Annotated in this window: 12 protein-coding genes; 6 read left to right on the top strand and 6 right to left on the bottom strand. The window is 66.3% G+C overall.

What is annotated here, in order from left to right:
- The first annotated feature begins 3 nt into the window (after positions 1-3).
- Together ACFWP0_RS21880 and ACFWP0_RS21885 are read left to right on the top strand one after the other, a co-directional pair.
- Positions 4-1,131 carry an MBOAT family O-acyltransferase gene (locus ACFWP0_RS21880; RefSeq protein ID WP_377845578.1) on the top strand — a complete coding sequence of 376 codons (1,128 nt, stop codon included), beginning with the start codon at positions 4-6 and terminating at the stop codon, positions 1,129-1,131.
- 16 nt (positions 1,132-1,147) lie between these two features.
- Positions 1,148-2,596, top strand: a complete 1,449-nt coding sequence (locus tag ACFWP0_RS21885) for a D-alanine--poly(phosphoribitol) ligase (RefSeq protein WP_377845580.1) — start codon at positions 1,148-1,150, stop codon at positions 2,594-2,596.
- Positions 2,597-2,638: 42 nt separating this feature from the next.
- Here the strand turns inward: ACFWP0_RS21885 and ACFWP0_RS21890 are convergent, their stop codons facing one another.
- The 5 genes from ACFWP0_RS21890 to ACFWP0_RS21910 all read right to left on the bottom strand — a co-directional run bounded on the left by ACFWP0_RS21890 (position 2,639) and on the right by ACFWP0_RS21910 (position 12,478).
- Positions 2,639-3,199: a YggT family protein gene (locus tag ACFWP0_RS21890; RefSeq protein ID WP_377845582.1), complete on the bottom strand. Its 561-nt coding sequence runs from the start codon at positions 3,197-3,199 to the stop codon at positions 2,639-2,641.
- A 258-nt stretch (positions 3,200-3,457) separates the two neighbouring features.
- Complete coding sequence (locus ACFWP0_RS21895; protein WP_377845584.1) at positions 3,458-4,162, bottom strand: histone H1-like DNA-binding protein; 705 nt, start codon at positions 4,160-4,162, stop codon at positions 3,458-3,460.
- Between the two features lie 354 nt (positions 4,163-4,516).
- Entirely contained in the window at positions 4,517-5,716 is a 1,200-nt protein-coding gene (locus ACFWP0_RS21900) for a ribonucleotide-diphosphate reductase subunit beta (RefSeq protein ID WP_377845586.1), read from the bottom strand.
- A gap of 20 nt (positions 5,717-5,736) precedes the next feature.
- Positions 5,737-8,667 (bottom strand): ribonucleoside-diphosphate reductase subunit alpha, encoded by a 2,931-nt coding sequence (locus ACFWP0_RS21905; protein ID WP_377845588.1) that lies wholly within the window; start codon positions 8,665-8,667, stop codon positions 5,737-5,739.
- 304 nt (positions 8,668-8,971) lie between these two features.
- A complete protein-coding gene (locus tag ACFWP0_RS21910) occupies positions 8,972-12,478 on the bottom strand; it encodes an indolepyruvate ferredoxin oxidoreductase family protein (protein WP_377845590.1) in 3,507 nt (1,168 codons plus the stop codon).
- Between the two features lie 130 nt (positions 12,479-12,608).
- On the opposite strand from ACFWP0_RS21910, the gene ACFWP0_RS21915 reads away from it, so the two are divergent.
- From ACFWP0_RS21915 to ACFWP0_RS21925, 3 genes are all read left to right on the top strand, one after another.
- Complete coding sequence (locus ACFWP0_RS21915) at positions 12,609-13,058, top strand: Lrp/AsnC family transcriptional regulator (protein ID WP_306938008.1); 450 nt, start codon at positions 12,609-12,611, stop codon at positions 13,056-13,058.
- Between the two features lie 254 nt (positions 13,059-13,312).
- A complete protein-coding gene (locus ACFWP0_RS21920; RefSeq protein WP_377845592.1) occupies positions 13,313-13,819 on the top strand; it encodes a hypothetical protein in 507 nt (168 codons plus the stop codon).
- 98 nt (positions 13,820-13,917) lie between these two features.
- Positions 13,918-15,117, top strand: a complete 1,200-nt coding sequence (locus ACFWP0_RS21925) for an MFS transporter (protein WP_377845594.1) — start codon at positions 13,918-13,920, stop codon at positions 15,115-15,117.
- Between the two features lie 97 nt (positions 15,118-15,214).
- Here ACFWP0_RS21925 and gltX read toward each other — a convergent pair whose 3' ends face one another.
- Positions 15,215-16,621: a glutamate--tRNA ligase gene (gene gltX / locus ACFWP0_RS21930; RefSeq protein ID WP_377845596.1), complete on the bottom strand. Its 1,407-nt coding sequence runs from the start codon at positions 16,619-16,621 to the stop codon at positions 15,215-15,217.
- 134 nt (positions 16,622-16,755) lie between these two features.
- Between gltX and ACFWP0_RS21935 the strand changes: the two genes are divergently transcribed.
- Positions 16,756-19,197, top strand: coding sequence for a GNAT family N-acetyltransferase (locus ACFWP0_RS21935; RefSeq protein ID WP_377845598.1), 2,442 nt, complete (start codon positions 16,756-16,758; stop codon positions 19,195-19,197).
- Positions 19,198-19,199: the final 2 nt, after the last annotated feature.

Here is a 19,199-nt window from a genome sequence, read left to right on the forward strand (position 1 = left end):
AGCATGGAATTGTTCGCAAGCTTGAGTTTTTTTGGCGGCGCCCTGTTCGGCGGCCTGGGCCTGTTGGCGTACCGCTCCTTCGGCATGCCGCTGCGCATCGGCTACCGGCACATCATCGGCGTCATCTGCCTGGGTGTCTGGATGGCGGTGTTCTGGGCGCGGCCCTACCAGCCGATTGCGCTCCTGGCCATTTCGGGCAGCGCGCTGTGGGCGATGCGCCGCAACTACATCCCCACCTGGCTGGCCGTCATCATCACGATGACGCCGCTGCTGCTGGTGAAGACGGGCGTCTCGCACCTGGGCGCCATGCTGGGCCTGTCGTTCGCGACCTTCCGCGCCATCGACGTGCTGCTGTTCGCGCCGCGCAACGAACGCATTTCGCCGCTCGACTACTTCATCTACCTTTTCTTCCCGTTGACGCTGCTGGCCGGCCCCATGTATCGCTGGCGCGCGTTCCAGGAGGATCTGAAGCGCGGCTACGAAGGCGTGAACCTGAATACCTGGCTGACCGGCCTGGAGCTCATCATGCTGGGCGTCATCCAGAAGTTCGGCCTGGCCGAACTGATCTGGCGCTACGGCCTGGCGACGCTGGACGCGCACGACTATTCGTTCACCGGCGTGGCGCTGAACGCTTCGCTCTACAGCGCCTACCTGTTCTTTGACTTCGCCGGCTATTCCACGATGGCGATCGGCATCGGCATGCTGTTCGGCTTTACCTTGCCGATCAACTTCCGCAATCCGCTGGCCACGCTGAATCCGCAGGACTTCTGGCGCCGTTGGCACATCAGCCTGTCGGAATGGCTGCGCGACGTGGTGTTCATGCCCATCTACAAGGCGTTGAGCAAGACCAGGTTCTTCGGCCGGCACCGCATGGCGGCGCAGAACATCGGCATCTTCGCCACCCTGCTGGCCATGGGCGTATGGAACGGCCTGTCGCTGCACTACATCGTCAGCGGCCTGATGTTCGGCATGTATTCGGTGGGCCACAACCTGCTGATCAATGCCTCGCGCACGCGGCCGGCTTTGCAGGCCGCGCTGGCGCAGCCCGTCATGCGCTTTCTCGGGCGCGTGCTTACCTTGATCCTGGCTGCGCTGGCGCTTTACGTGTTCAGCGGCCGCAGCCCCATCTGACGCCGGGAGTCGCGGCATGCGTTTCGACCTGAAGTCCTTCCAGTTCGTGGATTCCGAGCGCGCTCCCGACGCGCTAGCCATTGCCGCCGCCGACCGCAGCCTGACCTGGGCGCAACTGCGCGACGAGGCAGGCGGCTGGGCCGACGAGGCGCGCAAGCACGGGGTTGCGCCCGATGTGCCAGTGGCCATCTATGGCCACAAGGAAGCCTCGTTCTTCGTCGCCATGGTGGGCGCCTTGCTGATCGGCGCGCCGTTCGTGCCGGTGGACACCATCTATCCGCCCGAGCGCTTGCGCCGCATCGTCGAGATCGTCCGCGCGGCCGCCGTCTATGATGCCGCGGCGGGCAGCTTCACGCCGGGCGAGGGCGCCGCGCTAGCCGAACGCGGCCTGGCCTACGTCATGTTCACCTCCGGCAGCACCGGCGATCCGAAAGGCGTGCAGATCGGCCGCGAGAGCGTCGGCCTGCTGGGCGACTGGATGCTGGGCAGCTTCGGACTGGGCGACGCGCCGGTATTCATGAACCAGGCCCCGTTCAGCTTCGACCTGTCCATGTATGAAGTGTTCGCCACCCTGGCGTCCGGCGGCAGCTGCGTGCTGAACGCGCGCGAGCAGATCGCGGCGGCCGGCGCCTGGATGCCCCGCCTGGCCGGGCATGGCGTGACGGTGTGGGTATCCACGCCGTCGTTCGCGCACCAGCAGCTGGCCAATCGCGATTTTTCGCCCGCCACGCTGCCCACGCTGCGCACCTTCCTCTTTTGCGGCGAGCCCCTGCCTGCGGCGCTGGCCAAGAAGCTGCGCCAGCGGTTCCCCGACGCGGTCATCCTGAACACCTACGGTCCGACCGAGGCTACCGTGGCCACCACCTGGATCGAGGTCACCGACGCCGTGCTGGCGGCGCATGATCCGCTGCCGGTGGGACACGCCAAGCCCGACAGCGTGCTGATGGTGGACGAAGGCGAGATCTGCATCGTGGGCGACCACGTCATGCGCGGCTATCTGAACCGGGCCGACCTGAACGAGGCCAAGCTCTACACCTACGCCGATGGGCGCCGTGCATTCCGCACGGGCGATCTGGGGCAAATGGAGGAGGGCGGCCTGCTGTTCTGCCGAGGCCGGATGGACGACCAGATCAAGCTGAATGGCTACCGGATCGAACTCGCCGAAATCGACGAGGCCTTGCACAGCCTGCCGGGCGTGGAAGGCAGCGCCTGCGCGGTGCTGCGCCGGCCCGACGGCACGGCGGTGCGCCTGATCGGCTTCGTGGCGGGGCTGGGCGCGCAGGACCAGGCTGCAAGCCTGCTGGCGGCGGATGCGCTGGAGGGATGGAAATCGCGGCTGGCTGAGCGCCTGCCGCCCTATATGGTGCCGTCCGAGCTGGTTGCCTGCCCGGCGCTGCCTATGTCGAACAACCACAAGATCGACCGCAAGAAGCTGATCGAGATCTACACCGCGATTCCGGTGTAGCGTGGTTTCCGCATCAGGCGGGGCGTTGCCCCGCCGGGCGCATTACACGCCCATCATGCCGTAGCTCAGACGAGCCAGGACCATCAGCAGGACCTGCGCCACGATCAGAAGCACCAGCGGCGAGAAGTCGATCGACGTGCGCGGAAGGACGCGGCGGATGGGATCCAGCATCGGCGCGGTCAGCGATTGCAGCAGCGGCATCATGGGCGCCATCGGGTTGACCCAGGACAGCACCGCCTGGATCAGCGTCAGCCACACCACCAGGTTCAGCGCCCATTTGGCGGTCATGATCAACGCCGACCCCATCGCGGCGGGCAGCAGGGCGGCCGGGATCAGCGCGCCGATGGCCACCAGCCAGATCAGCACCAGGTAGATCAGCGCGGCGAGCCAGGCGGCGACCAGGCTGGTCCAGTCGATCTTGTTGCCTGCGGGAATGATCTTGCGCAGCGGCATCACCAGCCAATTGGTGGCCTGGTAGATCACGCGCGCCAACGGGTTGAAGGGATGGAGCCGTATCGCGTGCATCCAGGCGCGGGCAATCAGCGCCGCGCCGAACAGCGTGAACACGATTTCGAGAAGGAAGCGGAAGATTTCACCGAGCATGGACGCGATCACCCCAAAAAAGAGGAGTCAATTGTCGCACGCCAAGAGTGAAAAAACCCCCCGCCTGGCGCACGCCTCCCGCCGGTGCGGTGTGTGACACTTGCGGGAGACAAGCTTCAGGCTGGGCGGGCGTCTCATGGATGTCCGGGACGCCTTTACACACTAGGGGCGCCTTTGCCTTGGGGCGGCCCAACGCAAAAAAGCCGCCCGGCCAAGGCCAGGCGGCTCTAGTGAAGCTAGCGCTTCGAACCGTCCTGATTAAGGACGGCCACCCGTCGGGAACGGCCACGACGCAGCGGGATTCAGCGCGGTCTTCGCGCCCGGGGCGGCAGCCGTGGTCGGCGGCGTTACGGGCTTCTTCGGAGCGGCTTTCTTCGCAGCAGGCTTCTTGGCGGCAGCAGCAGGCTTGGCGGCCGGAGCCTTCTTGGCGGCGGGAGCCTTCTTGGCAGCCGGAGCCTTCTTGGCAGCGGGGGCCTTCTTGGCTACAGCCTTCTTGGCAACCGCTTTCTTGGCGGCAGGGGCCTTCTTGGCGACGGCCTTCTTGGCAACCGCCTTCTTGGCGACGGCCTTCTTGGCTACCGCTTTCTTGGCGACGGCCTTCTTGGCAACCGCTTTCTTGGCAACGGCCTTCTTGGCTACCGCTTTCTTGGCGACGGCCTTCTTGGCAACCGCCTTCTTGGCGACGACCTTCTTGGCTACCGCTTTCTTGGCGACGGCCTTCTTGGCAACCGCCTTCTTGGCGACGGCCTTCTTGGCTACCGCTTTCTTGGCGACGACCTTCTTGGCTGCCGGCTTCTTGGCGGCAACCTTCTTCACTGCCGGCTTCTTGGCGGCGGCGACTTTCTTGACTGCTACCTTCTTGACGGCAGCTTTCTTGGCCGGTGCGGCCTTCTTCGCTACTGCCTTTTTGGCGGCGGGCTTCTTCACCGCTGCTTTCTTTACGGCTTTCTTGGCTGTTGCCATGGTCATGCTCCTTAGGTTCAGGGGTCCCAGAACTTAAACCCGTGCCCCGGCTCGCCGACAAGGCGAGCCGTGCCCGGGCTATTCATCGGCGCATGCCGCTGTTCTGTGCGAGCAACAGCTACTACGGTTTGCGCTAATGAATTCGGCACAGCCATTTGATATGGCCCCCGCTCCTTTGGCGCGAGCCATTTCAAATGGCGCCGGTAGGCAATCTGATCACAGACCGCCGACCGCTTGTTCTACGTGTTCGAAAACACCCTGACCGGGGAGACCGCCATCAAGCCTGTCGCGAACGCAACGCCCTATCTATATGGAGAGAGAGCGTGCCCGCGCCGGGCTCGATGGCGAACTGCGTTACTCCCAGCTCAGCGTGCCACCGGTTTGGTATTCGATCACGCGAGTTTCAAAAAAGTTGCGTTCCTTTTTAAGGTCGATCATTTCCGCCATCCACGGGAAGGGATTCTCTTCCTGCGGGTACAGCGGTTCGATACCGATTTGCTGGCAACGACGGTTGGCGATGAAGCGCAGGTAGGATTTGAACATAGGTGCGTTCAAGCCCAACACGCCGCGCGGCATCGTGTCTTCGGCGTAAGCGTATTCGAGTTCGACCGCTTTGCGGAAGAGTTCTCGAATTTCTTCGCGGAATTCCGGCGTCCAAAGATGCGGATTTTCCAGTTTGACGGTGTTGATCAGATCGATGCCGAAGTTGCAGTGCATGGATTCATCGCGAAGGATGTACATGTACTGCTCGGCGGCGCCGGTCATCTTGTTCTGGCGGCCAAGCGCCAGGATCTGCGTGAAGCCAACATAGAAGAACAGGCCTTCCATCAGGCAAGCGAAGACGATCAGCGACTTCAGCAGCGTCTGGTCGGCTTCGGGCGTGCCCGTCTTGAAGTTGGGGTCCGCGATCGCGTCGATGAACGGGATCAGGAACTCGTCTTTGGCGCGGATGGACGGAACTTCGTTGTAAGCGTTGAAGATCTCCGCTTCGTCCAGGTCCAGGCTTTCGACGATGTATTGATAGGCGTGCGTGTGGATGGCTTCTTCGAATGCCTGGCGCAGCAGGAACTGGCGGCATTCGGGCGCCGTGATGTGGCGGTAGGTGCCCAGCACGATGTTGTTCGCGGCGAGCGAGTCGGCCGTGACGAAGAAACCCAGGTTGCGCTTGACGATGCGGCGCTCGTCCTCGGTGAGCCCGTTCGGGTTCTTCCAGAGGGCGATGTCGCGCGACATGTTGATTTCTTGCGGCATCCAGTGGTTGGCGCAAGTCGCCAGGTACTTTTCCCAAGCCCACTTGTACTTGAAGGGCACAAGCTGGTTGACGTCCGTCTGGCCGTTGATGATGCGCTTGTCGGCAACCTTGACGCGCTGCGAGGTGGCTGTGCCGCTGGCGGCCAGGCCCGCCGCGTGTTCAGGCGCGGCGGGCGTGGGCATGGCGGTGTCGCCGAATACGCCCGTCGCCGCCCGGACTTCGGGCGCAGCCTGCCCACCCGCCGCGGGTGCGGGGGATTGCGCAGGTTGCGTTGCGATGGTGTCGTCTTCCCAATTAATCATGATTCATTCTCCGGAGGCGGTTATTGGCAGGCTTCGCACTCTTCGAAGCCGGGGTCGCCCGGCCGCATGGTGCAAACCGCCCCGAGAACTTCGGGTTCCGGCAAAACAGGTGCTGCGGCCACGGCCGAAGCCGTGGATTGGCCACTCGAGTTGACGGCGTTCAATTCGCCGCCGCGTCCCGTGGACTTCTCGGCGCTGGTGGCGCCAAGGGTACGCAGGTAGTACGTGGTCTTCAGGCCACGCGTCCAAGCCAGCTTGTAGGTGTCGTCCAGCTTCTTGCCCGATGCGCCGGCCATGTAGATGTTCAGCGACTGGGCCTGATCGATCCACTTCTGGCGGCGCGACGCGCATTCAACCAGCCAGCTCGGTTCGACTTCGAACGCGGTGGCGTAGAGTTCGCGGAGTTCGGAAGGTACGCGATCGATGCGGGACAGGCTGCCGTCGAAGTACTTGAGGTCGGCGACCATGACTTCGTCCCAGAGACCGAGTTTCTTCAGGTCACGCACGAGGTAATCGTTTACGACCGTGAACTCGCCGGAGAGATTCGATTTGACGTACAAGTTCTGGAAAGTGGGTTCGATGCACGCAGATACGCCAATGATATTGGAAATAGTGGCGGTTGGGGCGATTGCGATGCAATTGGAGTTGCGCATGCCGTGTTGTTTGATGCGCGCGCGCAACGTATCCCAATCGAGCGTGCTCGATTCATCGACGTCGACATGACCACCGCGTTCATCGCGCAGCATCTTCAACGTGTCTTGCGGCAAGATGCCGCGCGACCACAGCGAGCCTTCATACGATTGATAGCGGCCGCGCTCTTCGGCCAGCAGGCTCGACGCGGAGTAGGCGTGATAGCACACCGCTTCCATCGAACGATCGGCGAATTCAACGGCGGCTTGCGACGCGTACGGCACGCGCATCATCTGCAGGCAATCCTGGAAGCCCATGATGCCCATGCCCACCGGACGATGGCGCGCGTTGGAATTGCGGGCCTTCTCGACGGCGTAGTAGTTGATGTCGATCACGTTGTCGAGCATGCGCATGGCGATGCTCACCGTGCGCTTGATCTTGTCGTGGTCGAGCTCGAAACCGCCGCCGGCGGCCGGCTTCATGTGCGCGACCAGGTTCACGGAACCCAGGTTGCACACCGCGATTTCGGATTCGTTCGTGTTCAGCGTGATCTCGGTGCACAGGTTCGAGCTGTGAACGACGCCCACGTGCTGCTGCGGCGAACGGATGTTGCAAGGATCCTTGAACGTGATCCACGGGTGGCCGGTTTCGAACAGCATCGACAGCATCTTGCGCCACAGCGTCAGCGCCGGCATCTTCTTGAAGAGCTTCAGTTCGCCGCTGGCGACGCGGGCTTCATAGCCGACGTAGGCTTCTTCGAAGGCGCGGCCGTACTTGTCGTGCAGGTCGGGGCAGTCGGACGGCGAGAACAGCGTCCACTCGCCGCCTTCCATGACGCGCTTCATGAACAGGTCGGGAATCCAGTTCGCCGTGTTCATGTCGTGCGTGCGGCGGCGCTCGTCGCCGGTGTTCTTGCGCAGTTCCAGGAATTCTTCGATGTCCAGGTGCCACGATTCCAGGTACGTGCAGACCGCGCCCTTGCGCTTGCCGCCCTGGTTCACCGCCACGGCGGTGTCGTTGACGACCTTCAGGAACGGGACGACGCCCTGGCTTTCGCCGTTGGTGCCCTTGATGTGGCTGCGCAGCGCGCGTACCGGGGTCCAGTCGTTGCCCAGGCCGCCGGCGTACTTGGCCAGCAGCGCGTTTTCCTTGATGGCGTCGTAGATGCCTTCCAGATCGTCGGAGACGGTGGTGAGGTAGCACGATGACAGTTGCGAGTGCAGCGTGCCCGAGTTGAACAGCGTGGGCGTCGAGCTCATGAAGTCGAACGAGGACAGGATCTCGTAGAACTCGATGGCGCGCGTTTCGCGGTCGGTCTCGCGCAGCGCCAGGCCCATGGCCACGCGCATGAAGAACACCTGCGGCAGCTCGATGCGGGTGCCGCGGATGTGCAGGAAGTAGCGGTCGTACAGGGTCTGCAGGCCGAGGTAGCCGAACTGCAGGTCGCGCTTGGCGTTCAGCGCGTGGCCCAGCTTGACCAGGTCATAGCTGGCCAGTTCGGGCGACAGCAGGCCGCCTTCGATGCCGCGGGCGATGAAGTTGGGGAAGTATTCGGCGTAGCGCGCGCCCATGTCGGCTTGCGGAACTTCGCGGCCCAGCACTTCCTTGCGGATCGTGTGCAGCAGCAGGCGCGCGGTGACCTGGCTGTAGGCCGGGTCCTTTTCGACCAGCGCGCGCGCGGACAGGATGGCGGACTTGAACACTTCGTCGACGGGGATGCCGTCGTACAGGTTCTTGACCGTTTCCTTCAGGATGGCTTCGGCGTCGATGAATTCGGACAGGCCTTCGCCGGCGGCTTCGATCGTGGCGCGCAGTTCGGCCAGGTCCAGCGGGCGGCGCACGCCGGCGTCGGTCACGTTCAGCACGTGTTCCTGCGGGGCTGCGGCAGTCTTCTGCTGGCCTTCGGCGGCAGCCGCGGCAGCGCGTTCCTGCGTGCGCTTTTCGCGGTACAGGACGTAGGCGCGGGCAACGTCATGCTCGCCCGAACGCATCAGCGCCAGTTCGACCTGGTCCTGGATGTCTTCAATATGGAAGGTGCCGCCGTTGGGGCGGTTGCGCACCAGGGCGTTGACGGCCTGGCCGGTCAGCGTCTCGACCAGCTCGCGAACGCGCGCGGACGCGGCGCCCTGCCCACCGTTGACGGCCAGGAAGGCCTTGGTCATGGCGATGGCGATCTTGCTGGGTTCGAACCCGACCACCGAGCCATTGCGGCGGATGATGTTGTAGCTGGCCCATTGCCCGCCATTGGCGTCGGCAGGGGAATCGGTTTGCGAGGGCGGCACGGCCGAAGGCCGGGTCACAGAGGCGATCGTAGTCTGCATGGAAGCTCCTGTGCGAAAAAGCGCGTAGATAGCGACATGACGACGTCATGTCAGGTACGAAATTGGACTTTTAAGGGGGGTCGCAACGCTTGGACGGGCTAGTCCAAAAGGCGTGGCCGACGGGAATCAGCGCTTAGGCGACCACAACATATAGTGTAGCACCCCTCGTTGGACACTAATTCTAGTGATCGAGGTTAACGGGGACAAGAAGAAGATAAGACGAATCCCACAAAAGATTGTTACCAAATGCACTAGGCGCGCCCAGCAAGGCGCGCCCAGGACAGTGACCACTCCGAACGACTGTTTATGCGGTTTTCCGCAGGGGAATGTCGCGCGGGGCAGGCGCCGTATAGCTTTGCATCAATCGGCCCAATTCCGTCCGGTACTTCTCGACGTTTGCGGCCTTGACGTGGCCAAAGCCGCGTATGGTCTCTGCCAGGGCGGCGATTGTAGCCGCTTGAGCGAGCTTGTCCCGGGTCAACCCGGCAAGCAGTTGGTCTATGGTCTGACGATACTCCTGGATCAGCGCCCGTTCCATCTTGCGTTCGGCGGTGTGGCCGAAGGGATCGAACCAGGTGCCGCGCAGGCCCTTGAAATGGGTGAGCAATTTCAGGGCGGTCATGGTGCGCGGGCCCAGCGTCATCTTGCGGGGCACGCCGGTGCGCGGGTCCTTGCGGGCGAAGACCGGGGGCGCCATGTGGAAGCGCAGGCTGTAGTCGCCTTCGAACTGGCCTTTCAACTGCGCCTGGAACGACTCGCCGGCATAGAGCCGCGCCACTTCATATTCGTCCTTGTAGGCCATGAGCTTGAACAGGCCGCGCGCCACCGCCATCGCCAGCCGCGGGGTCTTGGCCTCGGGCGCCAGTTCGCGCTCGCGGGCCGCGACGGCCTCGATCGCGTCCTGGTACGTCTTGGCATAGGCCGCGTCCTGGTAGGCCGTCAGGTCCTCGATCCGGCGCGTCACGGCGCGTTCGAACGTCTCGGGCACGTGCAATTGCACGACCTGGGCGCGGGGGCGCAGCGCGCCTTCCAGCGCGTCGGGCTGGTGCGCCGCCAGGCGGCCGCTGTCGAATGCGGCGCGATTGGCCGCCACCGCCACGCCGTTGAGTTCGATGGCGCGGTTGATGGCGGCTTGCGACAGCGGCACGCCGCCGCGCTGCCATGCGTAGCCCAGCATGAACATGTTGGACAGGATGCTGTCGCCGAACAGCGCCAGCGCCGCTTCATGCGCGTCGATGGCCGCCGTGTGCGATTCGCCCGCCGCATGCCGGATCTTGGCCAGCAGCGCTTCCGGGCGCATGGCGGCGTCGGGATTGCGCGTGAATTCCGAGACGGGCGCCACATAGGTATTGACCGTGACCTGCGTGTGGCCGCGGCGCAGCGCGCCCAGCGAGTCCGGCGCCACGGCGGCCACCGGGTCGCACAGGATGGCGGCGTCGGCCTGCTGCCAGTCCAGGCGCACGGGGCCGGCGGAGGCGCCCGCGGGCGCCAGCCGGATGTGGCTGACGACGGTGCCGCCCTTTTGCGCCAGGCCGGTCAGGTCCAGCACCGCGGCCGACAGGCCTTCCAGGTGCGCGGCCATCGACACGATGGCGCCGATGGTGATGACGCCGGTGCCGCCCATGCCGGCGACCAGCAGGCGGTAGGGGCGGTCCAGCGCGGGCAGCGCCGGCTGCGGCAACTGGCCGATCAGGTGCTGCAGTCGATCCTGGTCGGTCTTGGGCGCGGCGCTCTTCCTGGGCTTGCCGCCCATGACGGACACGAAGCTGGGGCAGAACCCCTCCGCGCAGGAGTAGTCCTTGTTGCAGCTGGACTGGTCGATCGCGCGCTTGCGGCCATAAGGCGTTTCCAGCGGCACGACGGACAGGCAGTTCGACTGCACGCCGCAGTCGCCGCAGCCTTCGCACACCGCGCTGTTGATCAGCATGCGGCGCGCCGGGTCCGGGAACTGGTTCTTCTTCCGGCGGCGGCGCTTTTCGGCCGCGCAGGTCTGGTCATGGATCAGCACGGTCACGCCGGGGATCTCGCGCAGCTCGCGCTGCAGCGCGTCGAGTTCGCGGCGGTGATGCACCTTGATGTTCGGGCCCAGGTCCACGCCCTGGTATTTCTCGGGCTCGTCGCTGGTGACGACGATGCGCGCCACGTTCTCGCCGCGCAGTTGCTGGCAGATCTGCGGCACCGAGATCGGGCCGTCCACGGGCTGTCCGCCCGTCATCGCGACGGCGTCGTTGAACAGGATCTTGTAGGTGATGTTGGCGCGCGCGGCCACCGCCTGGCGTATGGCGAGGTAGCCGGAGTGGTAGTAGGTGCCTTCCCCCATGTTCTGGAAGATGTGGGGCATCTCGGTGTAGCGCGACAGGCCGATCCAGTCGACGCCTTCGCCGCCCATCTGCGTCAGGCCGCCGGTGTCGCGGTCCATCCAGGCGGCCATGTAGTGGCAGCCCACGCCGGACAGCGCCTGGCTGCCTTCGGGCACCTTGGTCGACGTGCTATGCGGGCAGCCCGAACAGAAATAGGGGCGGCGGCGCATGCCGTCGGCGTCGTTGGACAGCGGGGCCTGGCATTCGAAAGCCGACAGGTCGCGGCCCAGCGGCAGCCCGGCCGCGCGGGAGAGCCAGCCGGCCAGCGGCTGCGCCAGCAGCGACGGGCGCAGCTGGCCCGCCGACGGCACCATCGGTTCGCCGTCGAAACCCTTTTTGCCGGTGACCGATGGACGGTCCGGCAGGTTGAACAGCATGTCCTTGATCTGGCTTTCGACGACCGCGCCTTTTTCCTCGATCACGAGGATGTGCGACAGCCCACGCGCAAATTCCAGCAGGCGGCCGGCGTCCAGCGGCCAGGTCAGGCCGGGCTTGTAGATGCGCACGGGCGCGTTGGCCGTGACGGTGTCCACGCCCAGGCGCGACAGCGCTTCCATGGTGTCCAGGTGCGCCTTGCCCACCGTCACGATGCCCACGGCGGCCTTGGGCGCGGGACAGGTCAGCTTGTCGATGCTGTGGCGGCGGGCAAACGCGGCGACCGCCTTCATGCGCAGGCTCATGCGCGCCTCGACGGCCAGCGACAGGAAATCGCGCGCCGAATACTCCAGCGACTCGGGCGGCATGTCCGGATCCGCCGGCATGTCGTAGGACTGGATTGGGGCGGGCGTGAACGAGTGTCCGCTTTCGATGGTCTCGGATACGGCCTTGAACGCGACCCAGGTGCCCGAATAGCGCGACAGGGCCCAGCCCCACAGCGCGAAGGTCTCGTACTCGTCGATCGACGTGGGATGCACGATGGGCATCTGCCAGCCGATCAGGGAGGCCTCGCTGGCGTGCGGGATCGACGACGAGACCGCCGTGTGGTCGTCGCCCACCACCACCAGCACGCCGCCGTTGCGCGATGCGCCCGCGGCGTTGCCGTGATGCAGCGCGTCCCCGGCGCGGTCGACGCCGGGACCCTTGCCGTACCACATGGCGAATACGCCATCGACGTTGCGGTCCGCGCGCAGGCCGGCCTGCTGGGTGCCCATGACGGCCGTGGCCGCCATGTCTTCATTGATGCCGGGCAGGAAGGTGATCTGGTTGGCGTCCAGCGCCTTTTGCGCCTTCCACAAGGCCATGTCCACGCCGCCCAGCGGCGAGCCGCGATACCCCGACACGAAGCCGGCGGTGTTCAGGCCGCGTTCGCGGTCGACGCGGCGCTGGGTCAGCATGATGCGGACCAGGGCCTGGGTGCCGGTCATGAAGATGCGGCCGGACTCCCGGGTGAGGTTGTCGGCTAGCTGGTATTCGAGGTCCAGCTGGGGGTCGGCGGCGGGCGTACCGTCCATATTGAATGCTCCTGGTATTTCGCACCATGATAGGTTCGCGAGGGATCAGGTTTATTGCGTTTTTGGATCGTGCTATCCCTATAATTCGCAATGAACATTTCGTTCCCGACAAAAACCAGGAGACTTAGCGATGGACAAGACCGATATCGGCATCCTCAAGGCCTTGCAGGAGGACGGCCGGGCTTCGGCGCAGCAGCTGTCGGAGAAGGTCGGCCTGTCGGCCGCGCCGGTGTGGCGGCGGGTGAAGGCGCTGGAAGCCAGCGGGGTGATCCAGGGCTACAGCGCGCAGGTGGACCGCAGCAAGGTGGGGCTGGGCTGCATGTTCGCGCAGATCAGCCTGGAGCGGCATTCCGCCAATACGGTCGAGAATTTCGAGCGCTCGGTGCGCGACGCGCCCGAGATCCTGGAGTGCTATGCGGTCACCGGGGATTCGGACTTCCTCTTGAAGATCCTGGTGGAAAGCCCCGAGGCCTATGACCGTTTCCTGCACCGGTTCCTGTTCAACATGCCGGGCATCCGCCAGACTCGCACCATCGTGGCGCTGCGCGAGATCAAGCACGAGCAGCGCCTGCCGCTATAGAGGAAAGGCGCGCGTCCTCTATATATAGAGGACCCATGCATCGCCAGCGGCGCAGTGTCGCTTGAAACCAACGCATTTTTGCGGTTTCCGGCCGTATGCGGGGCGTCGCCCGGGCAACACTGTTGCGCAATTGCACACGGCGCGGATCGGCGTTGATTCTTCCCTGGCGGCTCTTTAGAGTGCGTGATGTTTGCTGCGCGAGGGACGTGCCGGTGTGATCGGCGCGGCGCGTCGACAGACGTGTTGAGGAAGTCATGAGCAGTGTGTACTTGCGTTCGGCCGGCATCGCCTGCGCCGTTCTTATCCTGGCCGGTTGCGCCGCCAGGAAGCCCGCCACCATCACCGAGGCCCAGCCCGCGGAGCCGCCCAAGCCTGTGGCCTGCGTGCCCGCGAAGGCCGGCGACCCGATGATCGGCACCTGGTTGTCGAACTCGCGGCCGCGCGACGTCAGCGGCGATATGCAGTCGCTGATCGTGCTGTCGGCCGACGGCACGATGTCCTACGAAACCCTGCTGAAGATCGGCCGCAAGACGCGTCCCGCCTTGCGCGAGACCGGCTGCTGGAGCGTGGCGGACGGCGTCTATACGATGCGGACCACCAAATCCGCCGGTGAACCGGTGGACGCCAACGATCCCATCTACCTGAACCGCTATCGCGTTGAAAAGGTCGAGCAGGCCAGGCTGACGCTGCGCGAACTGAAGAACAGCGGATCTGTCCTGACCGCGCGGCGCATGCCCGCGGGCTACCGCCTGTCCTACTGACCGTTGCGCCGGGCGGACACTTCGCCCGGCGGTTTCGCCAAGATGGCCGGGCTGCGGTAAGGTGCGGGCTTCGACTTTCGCCTCGCCGCCTGTTTCCCATGCCCGCCATGTCCTCTGAAGCACGCGCGATCGCGCTGCTTGCCCTGGCTGCCTTCGTCAGCGCCAGCGCCTTCCGTATCTGTGATCCCATGTTGCCGCAGCTCGCGGCGGAATTCGGCACCACCACCGGCCAGGCCGCGCGGGCGGTGACGGCGTTTGCCGTGGCCTACGGCGTGCTGCAGATGTTCTTTGGCCCGATGGGCGACCGCTACGGCAAGTACCGCGTCGTCAGCGTGGCCACGGTGGCGTGCGCGCTGGGCAGCGCGGGCGCGGTGATGGCCGAATCGCTGGACGCGCTGGTGTTCTTCCGCGTCCTGTCGGGCGCCGCCGGCGCGGGCATCGTGCCGCTGTCCATGGCCTGGATCGGCGACAACGTTCCCTACGAACGCCGGCAGGCGACCCTGGCGCGTTTCCTGACCGGCACGATTCTGGGCATGTCGGCGGGGCAACTGGCCGGCGGCCTGTTCGCGGACACCGTGGGCTGGCGCTGGGCCTTCGTGGCGCTGGTCGCCGGCTATCTGATCGTGGGCGTGCTGCTGCACCTGGAAGTGCGGCGCCAGCGGGCGGCGGGCTTTGCCCAGGTCGATCCCAACGCGGTCAGGCAGGGCTTCGTGGCGCAGGCCCGGCTGGTGCTGGGCACGCCGTGGGCGCGCGTGGTGCTGGCGACCGTATTCGTCGAAGGCCTGCTGGTGTTCGGCGCCCTGGCCTTCGCGCCTTCGTATCTGCATGAGCGCTTCGATATCTCGCTGACCGCCGCCGGCGCGCTGGTGGCTGTCTACGCCGTGGGCGGACTGGCCTACACGGTGGTGGCCGGACGCATCCTCAAGCGCCTGGGCGAGCGCGGCCTGGCGATTGCCGGCGGGCTGGTGCTGGGCGTGGCGTTCCTGTCGTACCTGCTGGGGCCGGTCTGGATGTGGAGCCTGCTCGCCAGCGTGCTGGCCGGCTTCGGCTACTACCTGCTGCATGCGACCCTGCAAACCAATGCGACGCAGATGGTGCCGTCGGCGCGCGGTACCGCGGTGGCCTGGTTCGCGTCCTGCCTGTTCATGGGGCAGGCGGCCGGCGTGGCCCTGGCGGGCGCGGTGGTCGATGAGATCGGCGCGGCGGCGCTGTTCGGCGGTTCGGCCGTGCTGCTGCCGCTGCTGGGCGCCTTCTTTGCCCGGGCGCTGAAGGCGCGGGCGGCGATTCAGCAGGCGTGAGCCGCGTCGGCCGGCGCAAGGGCAGGGCGCCGGGCCGAAAACACCGAAGGCCTTGCTCATCCGGTGACGAGCAAGGCCTTCGCGGTCATTTCAAGGCTTAGATGGCGGTCAGGCGCTTGAGCACGGTCTCCTTGCCCAGCAGCGCCAGCACCGCGTCCACGGCGGGCGTCTGGGTCTGGCCGGTGACGGCAACGCGCAGCGGGATGGCCAGTTGCGGCATCTTCAGGCCGCGGTCGGCCAGCACGGCCTTGATCAGGGCCGACAGGGCCTCGCGGGTCCAGTCGGCGCCTTGGGCGCGCTGGGCGAAGTCAGCCAGCGCTTCGCGGGCGGGCGCGGTCAGGTGCTGTTCGGCCAGCTCGGCCGGCGCGCCCTTGAACTCGGCGCAGAAGAGCATGGCGCCGTCGGCCAGCTGTTCCAGCGTTTCGGCGCGGTCCTTCAAGAGGCCCATGACGCCAGGCAGGTCGATCTTTTCCGGGTGGCCGCCGCGGTTCGCCACGCGGGGCGCCACGCGCTCGGCCAGTTCGGCGTTGTCCATCTGCTTGATGTAGTGGGCGTTGACCCAGTTCAGCTTCTTGGGATCCCACTGCGAGGCCGACTTGGACAGGTGCTTGGTGTCGAACCAGGACACGAGCTGCTCGCGCGTGAAGAGTTCGTCGTCGCCGTGGCTCCAGCCCAGGCGGGCCAGGTAGTTGATCATGGCCTCGGGCAGGTAGCCCTCGTTGTCGTACTCCATGACATTGACCGCGCCGTGGCGCTTGGACAGCTTTTCGCCGTCCGGGCCCAGGATCATCGGCACGTGGCCGTATTCCGGCAGCGCGGCGCCCAGGGCGCGCAGGATGTTGATCTGGCGCGGGGTGTTGTTGACGTGGTCGTCGCCGCGCAGGACGTGGGTGATGCCCATGTCCCAGTCGTCGACCACGACGCAGAAGTTGTAGGTGGGCGTGCCGTCCGGGCGCGCGATGATCAGGTCGTCGAGTTCGGTGTTGTCGAAGCTGATCGTGCCCTTGACCATGTCGTTCCAGGCGGTGGCGCCTTCCTGGGGGTTCTTGAAGCGCACGACGGGCTTGCGGCCTTCGGGGATGGCGGGCAGCGTCTTGCCGGCTTCGGGGCGCCAGGTGCCGTCGTAGCGAGGCTTGTCGCCGCGGGCGCGGGCGGCCTCGCGCATGGCTTCCACTTCCTCGGGCGAGCTGTAGCAGTGGTAGGCGGTGCCGGCGGCCAGCATCTGCGCGACCACTTCGCGGTAGCGGTCCATGCGCTGCATCTGGTAGAAGGGGCCTTCGTCGGGCTGCATGCCCAGCCAGTCCATGCTGTCCAGGATGGCCTGCACCGCTTCCGGCGTGGAGCGTTCAACGTCCGTGTCTTCGATGCGCAGCACGAAGGTGCCTTGGTGGTGGCGCGCGAAGGCCCAGGAGAACAGCGCGGTGCGCGCGCCGCCCAGATGCAGGAAGCCCGTGGGCGAAGGCGCGAAACGGGTACGAATGGGGGAGGAGGCGTTGGAGGTCATAGGTGGCAATGATAGCGGCTGCGGCGCCACAAAACGGCGTCAGGCAGTGTCCACATCAAGCGGACGGCGGGGTTGTCTTGTTACGATGAACAGTATTTTAGATTAGTGCAAACAGGCCCTGGCCCGCCCTTACCATGCTGCGACACGCTCTTGCGCCCATGTTCGAACCCAGCTCGCTGGTGATCGTGGCCGACCGGCCCCTGCCGGCGGCGGGCTCCCTGTCGCCCGCGCTCAAGGCGAAAACCACGGTCCTCACCACTGAAGTCGGCGCCGCGCCCGAGCTGCCCGACGTCCTGCAGGGCCTGGCGCCGGGCGAGCGGCCCGATCTGGCCCTGGTTTGCGTGTCGCCCGCGGTCCTGCCGGAAACGCTGCGCCGCCTGGCGTCCCTGTCGCCCCGCTCCGTGATCCTCCTGCCCCACGAATTGCCCGATCCGTATCCGCGCGGCACGCTGGCGCTGTGCCGGGCCTGGGCCGAGGAAAACCGCTGCGAACTGCTGGGCCCGCGCTCGTTCGGCGCTCAGCGGCCCCATGCCGGCCTGAACTTCAGCCAGCATCCGGTGCTGGCGCGCGCGGGCCGCGTGGCGCTGCTGGCGCAGTCGCGCTCCATCATGGCCGCCGTCATGGACTGGGCCGAAGACGTGCATATCGGCTTTTCCACCGCCGTGTCGCTGGGCGACGAGGCGGTGGTGGGCCTGGCGAAGGTGCTGGACTTCCTGGCCAGCGATCCGCGCACGGACAGCATCGTGCTGTACCTGGAAGACGTGGGCCCCGCCCGCGAATTCATGAGCACCCTGCGGGCCGCGGCCAGCATCAAGCCCGTCATCGTGCTGAAGGCGGGCCGTTCGGACACCGACAGCGGCGACGCCATCTTCGACGCCGCCCTGCGCCGCGCGGGCGCGGTCCGCGTGCGCTATTTCGTGCAGCTCTTCTCGGCGGTGAAGGTGCTGGGCTACACGCGCCGCCCCAAGGGCCGCCGCGTGGCGCTGATCTCCAACGGCAGCGGGCCTCCGCAACTGGCCATGGACCTGATCGGCCCCGACGCCGCCGTGCTGCGCGCGGAACTGGCGCCCGCCACCCAGCGCGCGCTGGCCGCGATGCTGGAGCCGGACGCGGCCATCGCCAACCCGGTCATCACCTACCTGCCGATGACCCCCGACCGCATCCGCGCCATCCTGGAGTCCGTGCTGGACGACGCCGGGGTGGACGGCGTGCTGGTGCTGCTGGCGCCCGATGCGCTGGCCGACATGCCGGCCGTGGCGCGCGAGCTGGCGCAGATCGCGCCCAGCGCCAAGAAGCCGGTGGTGACTTGCTTCATGGGCGACGCAGGCATGCGGCCGCTGCGGCGCATGCTGGACGATGCGGGCACCTCGGCGTTCCGCACGCCCGAATCGGCCGCGGACGCCTTCGGCGTGCTGGCGTCTCACCACTACAACCAGCAACTGCTGCTGCAGACGCAGCCGCCCGACCCCGCCGGCCACGTGCCGGACCTGGCCGCGGCCCGCGAGATCGTGGCCCGGGTGCGCGCCGATTGTCGGCGCGAACTGAACACCTCAGAAATCCGCACCCTGCTGGCCCTGTTCTACGTGCCTCTGAGCGACAGGCCGGCGGGCGCGGTGTCCGCCGACGCCGAATCCCGTCCCATGGCGATCCGCGTGCGGCGCGACCCGCAGTTCGGCCCCGTCATCCGCTTTGGCGCGGGCGGGCCGGACGCGGTGCTGTCGCTGGCGGATCGCGGCATGGACTTGCCGCCGCTCAATGGCTACCTCGCGCGCCAGCTGATCGAACGCAGCCGGCTGTGGCGGCGCGTGCTGGCGCCGCGCATCGGCCACATGGCCGCCGAAGCGCTGCAGCAGGCGCTGGTGCTGGTGTCCGAGCTGGTGTCGGAACTGCCCGACATCGAATCCCTGGACATCGATCCCCTCTACGCGGGCGAAACCCATCTGCGCGCCGGCGGCCTGCGCATGACGCTGACCGAGACGCCGGGCTGCGAATCGCCGCAGACGGCGGGCTATCCGCACATGGCGATCCACCCCTATCCGGCGCGGCTGGTGCAGGTGCGCCGGTTTGACGACGGCATTCCCTGGGTGCTGCGGCCGATCCGCCCCGAAGACGGCGAGGCCCTGCAGGAATTCATCCGCGGCCTGTCGGAACGGTCCCGCTACATGCGGTTCGTGTCCATGATGCGCGAGCTGACGCCGCGCATGGTGTCGCGCTACACCCAGGTGGACTATCACCGGGAGCTCGCCCTCGTGGCGGCCACCCAGGTGCCCAATCCGGCCAACCGCGGGCATCCGCGCGAGGTGCTGGTGGGTTTTGCGCACTACCTGCGCAATCCGGACGGCCGCGGCGCGGAGTACGCGCTGGTGATCGGCGACGACTGGCAGCGGCGCGGCCTGGGCCGCCAGCTGATGACGGCGCTGATCGACGCCGCGCGCGAGCAGGGGCTGGAATACATCGACGGCCTGGTGCTGTCGACCAACCGTCCCATGCTGGCGCTGATGACCAGCCTGGGCTTCACCAACGACGCGGACCCGGAAGACCCGACCATGCGCAGGGTCTGGCTGAACCTGGCCTGATC

The sequence above is a fragment of the Achromobacter sp. NPDC058515 genome (assembly GCF_042721735.1).
Taxonomy (GTDB): domain Bacteria; phylum Pseudomonadota; class Gammaproteobacteria; order Burkholderiales; family Burkholderiaceae_B; genus Achromobacter.

Excerpts from the sequence above, each read along its gene's own strand:
- ACFWP0_RS21935 (WP_377845598.1), top strand. The coding sequence starts at position 16,756 with ATGCTGCGACACGCTCTTGCGCCCATGTTCGAACCCAGCTCGCTGGTG.
- ACFWP0_RS21890 (WP_377845582.1), bottom strand. The coding sequence starts at position 3,199 with ATGCTCGGTGAAATCTTCCGCTTCCTTCTCGAAATCGTGTTCACGCTG.
- ACFWP0_RS21895 (WP_377845584.1), bottom strand. The coding sequence starts at position 4,162 with ATGGCAACAGCCAAGAAAGCCGTAAAGAAAGCAGCGGTGAAGAAGCCC.
- ACFWP0_RS21920 (WP_377845592.1), top strand. The coding sequence starts at position 13,313 with ATGAGCAGTGTGTACTTGCGTTCGGCCGGCATCGCCTGCGCCGTTCTT.
- ACFWP0_RS21885 (WP_377845580.1), top strand. The coding sequence starts at position 1,148 with ATGCGTTTCGACCTGAAGTCCTTCCAGTTCGTGGATTCCGAGCGCGCT.
- ACFWP0_RS21910 (WP_377845590.1), bottom strand. The coding sequence starts at position 12,478 with ATGGACGGTACGCCCGCCGCCGACCCCCAGCTGGACCTCGAATACCAG.
- gltX (WP_377845596.1), bottom strand. The coding sequence starts at position 16,621 with ATGACCTCCAACGCCTCCTCCCCCATTCGTACCCGTTTCGCGCCTTCG.
- ACFWP0_RS21900 (WP_377845586.1), bottom strand. The coding sequence starts at position 5,716 with ATGATTAATTGGGAAGACGACACCATCGCAACGCAACCTGCGCAATCC.
- ACFWP0_RS21880 (WP_377845578.1), top strand. The coding sequence starts at position 4 with ATGGAATTGTTCGCAAGCTTGAGTTTTTTTGGCGGCGCCCTGTTCGGC.
- ACFWP0_RS21915 (WP_306938008.1), top strand. The coding sequence starts at position 12,609 with ATGGACAAGACCGATATCGGCATCCTCAAGGCCTTGCAGGAGGACGGC.
- ACFWP0_RS21905 (WP_377845588.1), bottom strand. The coding sequence starts at position 8,667 with ATGCAGACTACGATCGCCTCTGTGACCCGGCCTTCGGCCGTGCCGCCC.
- ACFWP0_RS21925 (WP_377845594.1), top strand. The coding sequence starts at position 13,918 with ATGCCCGCCATGTCCTCTGAAGCACGCGCGATCGCGCTGCTTGCCCTG.